11 protein-coding genes are annotated in these 11,400 nt (G+C 61.4%); all 11 read right to left on the reverse strand.

Translation table 11 applies throughout. The annotated features are described in order from the left end of the window. Positions 1 to 794: retention module-containing protein (locus tag AC07Z7_RS17710; RefSeq protein ID WP_494767087.1), on the reverse strand; the 794-nt coding region annotated here is incomplete at its 3' end. 164 nt (positions 795 to 958) lie between these two features. Further along, a complete protein-coding gene (locus AC07Z7_RS17715; RefSeq protein ID WP_094291506.1) occupies positions 959 to 1,183 on the reverse strand; it encodes a hypothetical protein in 225 nt (74 codons plus the stop codon). Beyond that, positions 1,176 to 1,670, reverse strand: coding sequence for a response regulator transcription factor (locus AC07Z7_RS17720; protein WP_494767088.1), 495 nt, complete (start codon positions 1,668 to 1,670; stop codon positions 1,176 to 1,178). The genes AC07Z7_RS17715 and AC07Z7_RS17720 overlap by 8 nt, the downstream gene beginning before the upstream one ends. A 182-nt stretch (positions 1,671 to 1,852) precedes the next feature. Next, a complete protein-coding gene (locus tag AC07Z7_RS17725; protein ID WP_494767089.1) occupies positions 1,853 to 3,274 on the reverse strand; it encodes an HlyD family type I secretion periplasmic adaptor subunit in 1,422 nt (473 codons plus the stop codon). After that, a complete protein-coding gene (locus tag AC07Z7_RS17730) occupies positions 3,271 to 5,436 on the reverse strand; it encodes a type I secretion system permease/ATPase (RefSeq protein WP_494767090.1) in 2,166 nt (721 codons plus the stop codon). Before AC07Z7_RS17730 ends, AC07Z7_RS17725 begins: the two co-directional genes overlap by 4 nt. Positions 5,437 to 5,646: 210 nt before the next feature. Beyond that, positions 5,647 to 5,958, reverse strand: a complete 312-nt coding sequence (locus AC07Z7_RS17735) for a hypothetical protein (protein ID WP_094291510.1) — start codon at positions 5,956 to 5,958, stop codon at positions 5,647 to 5,649. Between the two features lie 130 nt (positions 5,959 to 6,088). Beyond that, complete coding sequence (locus tag AC07Z7_RS17740) at positions 6,089 to 7,210, reverse strand: 3-deoxy-7-phosphoheptulonate synthase (protein ID WP_494767091.1); 1,122 nt, start codon at positions 7,208 to 7,210, stop codon at positions 6,089 to 6,091. 285 nt (positions 7,211 to 7,495) lie between these two features. Next, positions 7,496 to 8,032 carry a hypothetical protein gene (locus tag AC07Z7_RS17745; protein ID WP_494767092.1) on the reverse strand — a complete coding sequence of 179 codons (537 nt, stop codon included), beginning with the start codon at positions 8,030 to 8,032 and terminating at the stop codon, positions 7,496 to 7,498. Between the two features lie 106 nt (positions 8,033 to 8,138). Then, entirely contained in the window at positions 8,139 to 9,623 is a 1,485-nt protein-coding gene (gene tldD, locus AC07Z7_RS17750; RefSeq protein ID WP_494767093.1) for a metalloprotease TldD, read from the reverse strand. Positions 9,624 to 9,703: 80 nt separating this feature from the next. Then, positions 9,704 to 10,045 carry a YegP family protein gene (locus AC07Z7_RS17755; protein ID WP_094291513.1) on the reverse strand — a complete coding sequence of 114 codons (342 nt, stop codon included), beginning with the start codon at positions 10,043 to 10,045 and terminating at the stop codon, positions 9,704 to 9,706. Positions 10,046 to 10,188: 143 nt separating this feature from the next. Beyond that, complete coding sequence (gene rodA, locus AC07Z7_RS17760) at positions 10,189 to 11,361, reverse strand: rod shape-determining protein RodA (protein WP_094291514.1); 1,173 nt, start codon at positions 11,359 to 11,361, stop codon at positions 10,189 to 10,191. Positions 11,362 to 11,400: the final 39 nt, after the last annotated feature.

An 11,400-nucleotide genomic window follows, 5' to 3' on the forward strand; every position in this document is an offset into this window, starting at 1 on the left:
GCATCTGCATCGGCATCTGCATCGGCATCTGCATCGGCATCTGCATCGGCATCTGCATCTGCATCGGCATCTGCATCTGCATCGGCATCTGCATCGGCATCTGCATCGGCATCTGCATCTGCATCGGCATCGGCATCTGCATCTGCATCGGCATCTGCATCGGCATCTGCATCGGCATCGGCATCTGCATCGGCATCTGCATCGGCATCTGCATCGGCATCTGCATCGGCATCTGCATCTGCATCGGCATCTGCATCGGCATCTGCATCGGACTCAATGAATGCATCACCCGAGCCAACCAAAGCCGCCGCTGCTTGGGGTTCAAAACCGAACTGGTACTCCACCCCATCGGTCTCTTCCCCATTGCGCAGCAACTGCACAAAGCCATGGCCACCGCCACCGCCACCGCCACCGCCGCCCGCCGCGGTGGCTTCCAATTCATCCAGGTCACCCCCACGCTGCAGGGCCTCAATCACAGCCTGAATGCTGCCATCGGCTACGCTGTTCTCTGCGGCAGGGGTACCTCCAGGCGCTTCCACCATGCTGTCATCGAGCTTCACGTTCTCATTCGCAGCCATCTGAAAAACATCGCCGTCGCTCATTTGCAACTCAATGCGAGAGTCTCCCAGGGTAACAATGACATCCCCAAGTTGCAGAGACTCGCCAACTTGCACTTGGTGGCGAATCCCCGCTGTGTCAGTAGCAAAAGCGGTCCCGACGACAGCAACAACGGTAGCGATTTGAGTCATGATCGTCTCCACAACCGCATGGCTTGGAATGCTCAATGCATCCATCCCAGCAGATGGGACGCAGGTTAGCCCTGTAACGCAAGGCTGGCTATTGGACTGAAGTACAACTTCGGCTTACCCCGCATGCGCGAGCGATAAAAAGGACAGCGCACCGGCAACAACCAGACTGATCGAGCAGAGACAGAACACGGTGGCAGAAACCCCGTTGCTCACAAGAGGCCGTCCTCACCCTCATCACTCAGCAGACGCAAACTATTGGCCAGATGAGACCGGGTTTGTTGCCTGGCTAGCAGTTTGTCCTGGGCGGCCTGCGGCAAATCTGTAAATCGGATCACCCCTCGCTCAACAAGGAGATTGATCAGATCTTCCGTCACCCGGGCAAGGCTGGCATCGGTCTCACTGAGGGGGTTTGGATTGGGGTGCTTATCAGGCATCACCGCCCTCCGCGCCAGCCTTGCGAGGTGTGCGAGCACCAGCAGACAGGAAGAGCGCCAGTTGAAGCCTGTCACGCACCTCCAGCTTCTCAAACACAGCGCCCAGATGTGCTTTGACGGTCCGCTCTGAAATGTTCAAGCGTGATGCCACTTCTTTGTTGGAGAGCCCCGCAGCTACGGCCTTGGCCACTTGGCTTTCGCGGGCCGACAGCATCGAAATGTCACCACGTCCCGCGGTTTCGCTGCGTTGCAGCAAGTTGGTCGTGGCTGCAAGAAACCGGGCCACCAAACCCGCCCCTGGCCATAGACCGCCGTGCTCTACAACAACAGCCACCTCCCTAAACAAGGAGGGCGAGGAGTGCAAATGGACATATCCTTTTGCACCCGCTTGCAACGCAAGCAGTGCCTCCTGATCCTCAGGCATCGCCGATAGAACCACAGGGTGGCATGCGGGAGCTTCTCTTGACAGCTGCAACAGCCATTCCATCCAGTTCGTGTGGGCGACGGGCACCCACACCACAGTTACGCCTGCCGAGGCTGGGCTGTCCGGGCTCGGCGGTTCGTGCGGAGGCAACGGCGGGCCAGGCAAAGCAATGCCCTCAGGGAACGCCTGGTACCAACGGGCTGGCACATTCACCAGAGCCCCGGTGAGAAAACAATGTCTGGTTTTCATCGTTCGGACAGTGCATTGGCCTTGGCTCGAAGGACGGGCTTCAGCAGATAAGACAGGATCGTCTTCTTGCCAGTGAGAATGTCAACCTGCGCCACCATTCCAGGGATGATGGGCTGGCTGTCCCCCAGGCTGGGTTTGTGGGTACGCACCCGCACCAGATAAAAAGCGTTGCCTTTGTCATCCACGAGTGAATCAGCGCCAATGCCGATCACGTCGGCATCGAGCCCACCGTAAATAGAAAAGTCGTAGGCCGTGAACTTCACCAGTGCCTTTTGCCCCGGGCCAAGGAAGGCAATGTCCTTGGGCGAAATTTTGGCCTCAAGGATCAGGGTGTCATCCAGCGGCACAATTTCCAGAACCTCTTTGCCAGGCTGCACCACCCCGCCCACGGTGTTCACCAGCACACGCTTCACGGTACCTCGTACGGGGGACCTGATTTCAGCGTGTTTGACTTTGTCGGCAAGCGCCCGCCCGCCCTCTGACAGGCTTGAAAGCTTGCTCATGGTTTCTGACAACTCAGCGCTCATCTGATTGCGCGCAGTCAGTTGAACCTCTTCAATGCGGCGTTCTGCCTCCTGGATTGCGGCTTGCACGCGGGACATCTGGGCGGTGGCCTGCTCCTGGTCGCCTTTGAGTCGGGATACATCCCGCTCCAACCGCAAAACTTCGACCTCTGACACCGCCCCGGTTTTGACCATGGGGCGGGTGGCGCTCAACTCCTGCTGCAGGTATGCCATACCCTGATTGGCCTGTGCCAAACGCGCCCGTACCTCATTCAATTCCTGGCGGCGCTGCATCAATTGATTTTGCGAGATCGATATCTGCGCACTGATCTCCTCGCGACGAGACTCATAAAGTCGCCGCTCCTGCGCCACAATCTCTGGCGCATCACGCTGCAACTCAGGTGAAGGGTTAAAAGCCAAGCCCCGCGTCAAAGCTTGCAGCCGCAAGGCTTTTGCCTGCAACGCCAACTGGCTGGCGCGACTCTCCAGCATGTTGGACACAAACCGTGTGGGATCCACACTCATCAAAAGCTGACCCGCCTCTACCACTTGACCTTCACGCACCAGCAACGACTCCACCACGCCGCCGTCCACGCTCTGCACTATCTGTACTTGACTGGATGGAACCACTTTCGCATCTCCACGAGTTACCTCGTCAATCGGGGATACCGCCGCCCAACCCAGCAGCACCAAAACGATCAGTGCAGCAAACCTCAAGAGAAGGCGGGCCCGAAGTGGCTCTTGCTGCAGCCGGGCCCAATCAGCATCGCCCTCCGCATCAATCGGCCCGTGGTTTGACCTTGCCACGCGTTGCAGAAATCGCCCAAACAACCCTTCGCCTGCAACTGTGGCGCTTTGGCTTGCATGGTGCCGTGCTTCATAAGCACCGTGTTCTGCACTGGCGGTCATGTTCATGCCGCCTTTCCAATGCGGCCCTGCCGCAGGGCAGTGACAACCTGGTCCTTGGGTCCGTCCGCCACTATGCGCCCGGCGTCCATCACTATGATGCGATCCACCATGTCAAGCAACGACACCCGGTGACTGACAAGAATCAAGGTCTTGCCCTGGCTAAAAGCGCTCAAGCGCTTTTTGATCCCCTCTTCGCTGGAGTGATCCATGGCAGACGTTGGTTCGTCGAGCAGCAGGATCGCAGGGTCATTGATGACGGCACGCGCAATGGCAACCCCCTGGCGCTGACCACCGGAGAGGGACTCACCGCGCTCTCCCACCACCATGTCAAAACCTTGCGGATGCCCATTGACCAAGTCCAGGATACCCGCCACTTCTGCCGCTTTGATCACCTCTGCGTCATCGGCCAGCGGGGCTCCCATGGTGATGTTCTCGCGCAAAGTGCCATAAAACAGCATGACGTCCTGCTGCACACAACCAATCTGCCGACGCAGTTCTGCCGGGTCCAGTTGACGGTGGTCAATGCCATCGATGAGAACAGCCCCTTCTGACGGGCGGTACAACCCCAGAATCAGCTTTTCCAAGGTGGTCTTCCCGGAGCCAATGCGTCCAAGAATCGCAACCCGCTCCCCGGGCTGGATGGAAAAAGACAGCTTGCGCAAAGCGGGCACTTGCTGCCCCGGATAGGTGAAGCTGACATCACGGAACTCTATGGCACCGAGCAGAGCGCCACGGCTGATGAAACCCGCCCCTTCCGGACGCTCCACCTCGCGCTGCATCACCTCGTCAAGGGAGCTGAGCGCAGTAGACGCCGCATGGTACTGAACCAGCAAGCCGGCCACTTGCCCCACTGGAACCATAGCCCGGGACGCGAGCATGGTGCACGCGATCAGGCCACCGATGGTGAGTTGCTTGTCCGCGATCATGTAAACGCCAATGATCACGATTACCAAACTGATTAACTGCTGTACGAAGGAGGAGCTTTGCATGACCGATGTGGACAGGAATCGCAACTGGACCCCCACCCGTGAAAGCAAGGCGACGCTCTGCTCCCATTTGCGTTGCACGACAGCCTCTGCCCCCAAGGTCTTAAGCGTCTCCATACCCACGAGCCCTTCTATCAACGTGGCGTTGCGCTGCGCACCCGCTCTATGGGCAGTTTCGGAAAGGCGACGCATCTGCCTTTGAACACCAAGGGAGAAGAGCAGCATGAAGGCGCATCCAACAACCAGGGGGATCAACATGGGCGGAGCTATCCATGCGATGACCGCCATGAAAATCAGCGCGAAAGGCAGGTCAATAAAGGCGATCACCGTGGCCGATCCGATGAAGTCCCGAACGGCCTCAAAAGCGCGCAGGTTTGCGGCAAAGGAGCCAGCCGACGTGGTGCGCAGCTCCATCCTCATGCCCAGCACACGCTCCATGATCAACGCGGACAAACGAATGTCAGCACGACTGCTGGCCAGATCCACAAAACGACTGCGCAGGATGCGCAGCACCAAATCTCCCACCAGCACAACCATTAGTCCCACCGCCAGCACCCACAGTGTGTCAAGTGCGTTGTTGGGAACCACCCGGTCATACACCACTCGAACAAAAATGGGCAACCCCAGGGCAAGCAAGTTGGCAATGAACGCCGCCAGCAGCACGTCCCGATACAGCCCTCTGTTCTCCGCTATGACACTCCAGAACCAGTGCCCTTGGCGGCCAGCATGAACTTGCGGAGCCCGAGCATCAAAACGCATGGTCGGCCGCAAGTAGATGGAGGAACCACTGTAGAGCGCCTCCAGGGCGACGCGGTCCACCACGACTTGGCTGTCGGGCAAATCGGTATAGATCACGTGCGCTACAGTTTGCTGGGCATCCCACCCAGTCAGTACGCACGCGCTTCCATCGCGCAGCAACAAAATTGCTGGCAACAACGCCGGGTTGAGCCGCACAAGCGGGCTTCGCACCAGTTGGGAACTGAACCGCGCCCTGCGGGCCGCACGGGCGAACAGCCCAGGGGTAAGCCGTGCCTTGTTGGCAGGCAGCCCCGCCATGATTGCATCACGGGTCAGCGTTTCGCCGTGGCAGCGAGCTGTAATGAGTAAACAGTCGAGCAGATAGTCTCTACAGGCCGCCTGCTGCGAGGCTGGATGGCTCGACTGAACCGCCTCCGAGTACATAGCTCATTCCCTTGGAATTTCACTGTTTTGAAAGTGAAACACATGGAAACGAAATCGTCGAACGGTAAATGTGCAGCGCACGGGAAAACCCGTACCTGCAGTAAAAAATCCGATGGCCCAAAAAATTCGTTAGCAAATGGCTATGCAAGTTTCTGCACCGTCAGGGAGAACGCCATCGATGCATCCGCAGACTGCCCATCAGGCAAAAAATCAGAAAGTCACTGCCATGCCCGGCACATCCACCCGCACGATGGGCTTGGCCAGCGCAGCGCTGGCAGCGCGCGCAAAGTCGCGCGACCAGGCGGCGTCTTGCATCAGCGGCGCCCCTGCGGCGCGGGCCACGGTGAGCACCTTGTCGGCCAACAGCACCTTGCCGCTGGCGCGTAATGGTTCGCAGTCCAGCGAGATGAATTGCTCATCCAGCCAGCGCCGACCTGCCTCGTGGCCCATGGGCTCTGCGCCCTCCAGGTCAAAACGGAACTCTTGATCTCCGGTCAGCTTGACCGACACTTCGCTATGCATGGTGACTCACCTTTCTTCTGAACTGCGGACTTGCTCCAAGGACCCATCCAAGAGGCCCATAAAGCCCTGAACTGCACGGGATGTGCAATCTTCTGGGGTCTCAGTTTAGAGCCAGTCGCTGCGCAGGCACTCAGCGCGCGCGGCGCGCTTTCACAGCGTTAGACAGTTCTGCCAACGCCTGCAGCGAATCGTCCCAGCCCAGGCAGGCGTCAGTGATGCTTTTGCCGTATTCCAGCTTGCTCGCATCGTCCTTGCCTGGGGTGAACTTCTGGGCCCCGGCGGTGAGGTGGCTTTCGATCATGAGACCGAACACGCTGCGCGAGCCGCCCGCCAATTGCGCCGCAACGTCACGCGCCACTTCAAGCTGCTTTTCATGCTGCTTGCTGCTGTTGGCATGGCTGCAATCCACCATCAGCGTGGCGGGCAGTTTGGCGGCTTCGAGGTCCTTGCAGGCAGCGGCCACACTGGCGGCGTCGTAGTTGGGCGTCTTGCCGCCGCGCAGGATCACGTGGCAGTCCTTGTTGCCCTTGGTGTTGACGATGGCAACCTGGCCGTTCTTGTGCACCGACAGGAAGTGGTGGCCCCGGCTGGCCGACTGGATGGCGTCGGTGGCGATGCGGATGTTGCCGTCCGTGCCATTCTTGAAGCCGATGGGCGCGGAGATGCCCGAGGCCAGTTCACGGTGCACCTGGCTTTCGGTGGTGCGTGCACCAATCGCGCCCCAGCTGATGAGGTCGCCGATGTACTGGGGCGAAATCACGTCGAGGAACTCGCTGCCTGCAGGCATGCCCAGGCGGTTGATCTCGATCAGCAACTGGCGCGCAATGCGCAGGCCCTCGTCGATGCGGTAGCTCTCGTCCAGGTAGGGGTCGTTGATGAGGCCCTTCCAGCCGACGGTGGTGCGTGGCTTCTCGAAATACACACGCATCACAATTTCAAGGGTGTCGGCGTACTGCGTGCGCACGGCCATCAGGCGGCGTGCGTAGTCCACCGCAGCAGCGGGATCATGGATGGAACAGGGGCCGATGATGACCAGCAGGCGGTCGTCCTTGCCAGCCATGATGTTGTGGATGTTCTTGCGGGTCTGGGTGATCAGCGTCTCCACCGGCGTACCGCCGATGGGGAAGAAGCGGATCAGATGCTCGGGAGGAGGCAACACGGTGATGTCCTTGATACGTTCGTCGTCGGTCTGGCTGGTTTTCTCGACGCTGCGGTACCAGGCATCGCTGGTGGGGGTGTTGGAGACCGTCATGGTTGCTTCCTCGTGGAGTCGGTTGGAGTGGATGGAAAAACGGGAGGGCTGAAAAACAAAAACCGCCGGGCTTTGCAGCGTCGGCGGTTGGTATGGGGAGGTTGTGTTTGCTTGCGCGTTTTCCTCTCATCCGCCGGGGACCGAGATAAAAAACCAAAAATAAAACGCGCTGCGAACTTGCATGGCAGCCAATGTAGCACAGGAGTGCGGCAGTGCAGCAACCCCAGACTGTTGCGATTGCACGACAACCTGCACCATTTAAAACCGAATGCCCAGGCTTGTGCCTCAGCTTCGCAAGCGGCGCAACCAGGCCTGCATGCGCTGCAGCGCTGACACCTTGCGCGGCGGCACCTCCTGAAGGTCGCTGAGAGGATCGCTCTGGTGCTCGTACATATCCACCAGCAACAGCGCCTCGCCCAGCGTGCGCCATGCCAGCAGCTCGAAGTGGTCAAAACTCGCGCTTTCGCGGGTGCTGCGGCGCTCCAGCATCTGCTGCCAGTCGGCAATGGCATTGCGCAAGTCGCGCAACGCGCGCTGGTAGGCACCAAACTCGTACAGCGCATGCCAGGCGGAGCCCAGGCCCGTCAAGAACAGCTGGTGCTCTCTTGCGCAGTGCGACAGCGCCACAACGCGCCGCGTGATCTCGGTCGTGTCCGTACTGGTGCGGCGGGCGCGAACTGCTTCGTCGATCTGCATGGACAGCGCACCCAGGCTGTCGCGCAATTGGCGCGAGTCTTCGTCGGCGACACCTTCCCGCAGAAAACGGCTGATGTCCCCAAACGACTGGAGTGTCAGCAGTTGGCTGGGACGCGTGGCAGGCATGGTGGCTCCCATTTTGCGCTGCCTGTGGGCTAGCACAGCGCTTTGCACCGTCTGCTCAGCACTGGTGGTGGGAGCGCGCAACACACGGGCGCCCCCGCGCCCTATCTCAGGCCGTCCCGCCCACCGTCAACCCCTCGATGCGCAGCGTGGGTTGGCCCACGCCCACGGGCACGCTCTGGCCTTCCTTGCCACAGGTGCCCACGCCGCTGTCCAGGCGCATGTCGTTGCCGATCATGGTGACCTTCTTGAGCGACTCGGGGCCGCTGCCCACGATGGTGGCGCCCTTCACGGGGTACTGGATCTTGCCGTTCTCGACCCAGTAGGCCTCACTGGCCGAGAACACGAACTTGCCCGAGGTGATGTCCACCTGGCCGCCACCAAAGTTGCTGGCGTACAGGCCCTTCTTGATGCTGGCGATGATTTCCTGTGGATCCTTGTCGCCGCCCAGCATGTAGGTGTTGGTCATGCGGGGCATGGGGATGTGGGCATAGCTCTCGCGGCGGCCATTGCCGGTGGGCGCCACGCCCATCAGGCGCGCGTTGAGGCTGTCCTGAATGTAACCTTTGAGGATGCCGTCCTCGATCAGCACGTTGCGCTGGCTGGCGTGGCCCTCGTCGTCCACATTGAGCGAGCCCCGGCGGTCGGCGATGGTGCCATCGTCCAGCACCGTGACACCCTTGGCCGCCACACGCTGGCCGATGCGGCCGCTGAAGGCGCTGGAGCCCTTGCGGTTGAAGTCGCCCTCCAGCCCGTGGCCCACGGCCTCGTGCAGCAGGATGCCGGGCCAGCCCGAACCCAGCACCACCGTCATCTCGCCCGCCGGCGCGGGGCGCGATTCAAGGTTGACCAGGGCGGCATTCACGGCTTCGTCCACATACTTGCCCATCTGCTCGTCGTCGAAGTAGGCCAGGCCAAAACGCCCGCCGCCACCGGCCGAGCCCATTTCGCGGCGGCCGTTCTGCTCGGCGATCACCGTGACCGACAGGCGCACCAGCGGACGCACATCGGCTGCCAGGGTGCCATCGGCACGGGCCACCAGCACCACGTCGTACTCGCTGGCCAAGCCCGCCATGACCTGGGCCACGCGCGGGTCCTTGGCGCGGGCGCGTTGCTCCAGCCGCTCCAGCAGCGCGACCTTGGCCGTGCTGTCCAGCGAAGCGATCGGGTCCACACCCGGGTACAGGCTGCGGCTCAATGCTACTTTTTTAGTAGCGATCTTTGCTTTACCAGCGCGCGCAGAGGCCGAAATAGACCGCACAGTGCGGGCCGCGTCCAGCAGCGATGCCTCGGAGATGTCGTCGGAATACGCAAAGGCCGTCTTCTCGCCGCTCACGGCACGCACACCCACGCCCTGGTCGATGCTGAAGGAGCCCGTCTTGACGATGCCTTCCTCCAGGCTCCAGCCTTCGCTGCGCGTGTACTGGAAGTACAGGTCGGCATCGTCCACCTGGTGGGCACGGATCTCGGCCAGAGCTCGGGCCAGGTGGCTTTCGTCGAGGCCGAAGGGGGTCAGCAGCAGTTCACGGGCAACATCGATGCGCTGGCTGGTTGCCGCGCGCTGGGGGGCGGCAGTGGGAGTGCGGAAAGTCATCGGGGCATTTTAGGCGCCCGGCCATGCCCGCACGGGCGCAAGGGCACGGGCGGCAGCGCCCGCACCCAGGCTTCAGCCCCTCAGCCTGCCGCTGTCAGGTCGCTGGTTGGCGCGCCAGGGGCGTTCTGCTGGACGGACTCGATGCCCGCGTCGCGCGCCTTTTCACCGGAGTACATCTGGCTTTGGCCGATCACTTGGCCGTTGGCCGCCTTGAGCGTGAAGTAGGGGGAGCCGTCCTTGGCACAGAGCCGTCCATAGCGGCCGTCGTTGGGCGCATTCTTCTTGACGGACTCAATGCCGTTGAGCGCGCTGGCCTTGGAGTCGTACATCTCGCTGGTCAGGATGACCTGCCCGTTGCCCGCCAGGAGGTTGAACACAAACTTGTCATTCTTGGACTTCTTCAGCTCGAACTTCGACGCCATGGGAGTACCTCCAGAGGTTGCCAAAACACAGTTGGCAGCCGCTTTGTAACCGGAAGGCCCGGCGCACGCAACGCCACACAAGCCCCTGCGCCAGACCCGGCCATGAGCGAACCTGCGGTCTCGCAGGGGATAGCAATCAGCCCCTAAAGCGCCGCCCGAGGGTCCTTGGTGTCCTGCTTCTGCGCTCGAGCCACCGACATCAGGATGCCCAGCGCCAGCCCCAGCGTGACCATGGCCGTGCCGCCATAGCTGATGAAGGGCAGCGGCACCCCCACCACGGGCAGAATGCCACTGACCATGCCCATGTTCACGAAGGCATAGGTGAAGAAGATCATCGACACGGCACCTGCCATCAGGCGCCCGAACAGGCTGGTGGCTCCCACGGCAATCGCCAGGCCGCGCCAGACGAGCAGCAGGAAGCAGACGATCAGGAACAGGTTGCCTGCGAGGCCAAACTCCTCGGAATAGGCGGCGAAGATGAAGTCGGTGGTGCGCTCGGGGATGAACTCCAGGTGGGTCTGCGTGCCAGCCATGAAGCCCTTGCCCCACACGCCCCCCGAGCCGATGGCGATCATGCCCTGGATGATGTGGAAGCCCTTGCCCAGCGGGTCGCGGGTGGGGTCCAGCAGCGTGCAGATGCGCTGCTGCTGATAATCGTGCAGCACGGGCCAGCGCACCCCGTCCGCGCACCACGCATCGCCCATGATCACCAGGATGGCAATGCCCAGGCCGCCAATGAGCACCGGCGGCAGCACCAGTTTCCAGGACAGGCCGGCAAAGAAGATCACCGACAGGCCCGCCGCCAGCACCAGCAGCGAGGTCCCCAGGTCGGGCTGCTTCATGATCAGGCCCACCGGCACCACCAGCAGCAGCCCCGCCGCCACAAAATCCAGCGGGCGCAAGGTGCCCTCGCGCTTCTGGAACCACCAGGCCAGCATCAGCGGCATCGCAATCTTGAGGATTTCGCTGGGCTGGATGACGATGCCCACGTTGATCCAACGTGTAGCCCCCTTCTTGGTGATGCCGAACAGCGCCACCGCCACCAGCAGCGCCACGCCCGCTGCGTACAGCGGTACGGCGCAGGCCATGATCTTTTGCGGCGGCACCTGGGACACTACAAAAAGGATAGCTCCCGCAATCAGCATGTTGCGCCCGTGGTCGGCAAATCGGGTGCCGTGGTCGAAGCCCGAGGAGTACATGGCCGTCAGGCCCGCGCAGGTCAGCAGAGCCACCACCAGAATGAGGGGAAGGTCGAACCCACGGAAAAGGGGAACAAGGCGCTGAGACAGCGTGGGCTTTTCAAATACGACGGCCATCCCCCGATTATCGGATGGCCGGGACAACGTGGCACCTGC

The sequence above is a fragment of the Acidovorax sp. GW101-11A03 genome (assembly GCF_059424825.1).

Excerpts from the sequence above, each read along its gene's own strand:
- AC07Z7_RS17745 (WP_494767092.1), bottom strand. The coding sequence starts at position 8,032 with ATGCCTGCCACGCGTCCCAGCCAACTGCTGACACTCCAGTCGTTTGGG.
- rodA (WP_094291514.1), bottom strand. The coding sequence starts at position 11,361 with ATGGCCGTCGTATTTGAAAAGCCCACGCTGTCTCAGCGCCTTGTTCCC.
- AC07Z7_RS17730 (WP_494767090.1), bottom strand. The coding sequence starts at position 5,436 with ATGTACTCGGAGGCGGTTCAGTCGAGCCATCCAGCCTCGCAGCAGGCG.
- tldD (WP_494767093.1), bottom strand. The coding sequence starts at position 9,623 with ATGACTTTCCGCACTCCCACTGCCGCCCCCCAGCGCGCGGCAACCAGC.
- AC07Z7_RS17725 (WP_494767089.1), bottom strand. The coding sequence starts at position 3,274 with ATGAACATGACCGCCAGTGCAGAACACGGTGCTTATGAAGCACGGCAC.
- AC07Z7_RS17715 (WP_094291506.1), bottom strand. The coding sequence starts at position 1,183 with ATGCCTGATAAGCACCCCAATCCAAACCCCCTCAGTGAGACCGATGCC.
- AC07Z7_RS17740 (WP_494767091.1), bottom strand. The coding sequence starts at position 7,210 with ATGACGGTCTCCAACACCCCCACCAGCGATGCCTGGTACCGCAGCGTC.
- AC07Z7_RS17720 (WP_494767088.1), bottom strand. The coding sequence starts at position 1,670 with ATGGAATGGCTGTTGCAGCTGTCAAGAGAAGCTCCCGCATGCCACCCT.
- AC07Z7_RS17755 (WP_094291513.1), bottom strand. The coding sequence starts at position 10,045 with ATGGCGTCGAAGTTCGAGCTGAAGAAGTCCAAGAATGACAAGTTTGTG.
- AC07Z7_RS17735 (WP_094291510.1), bottom strand. The coding sequence starts at position 5,958 with ATGCATAGCGAAGTGTCGGTCAAGCTGACCGGAGATCAAGAGTTCCGT.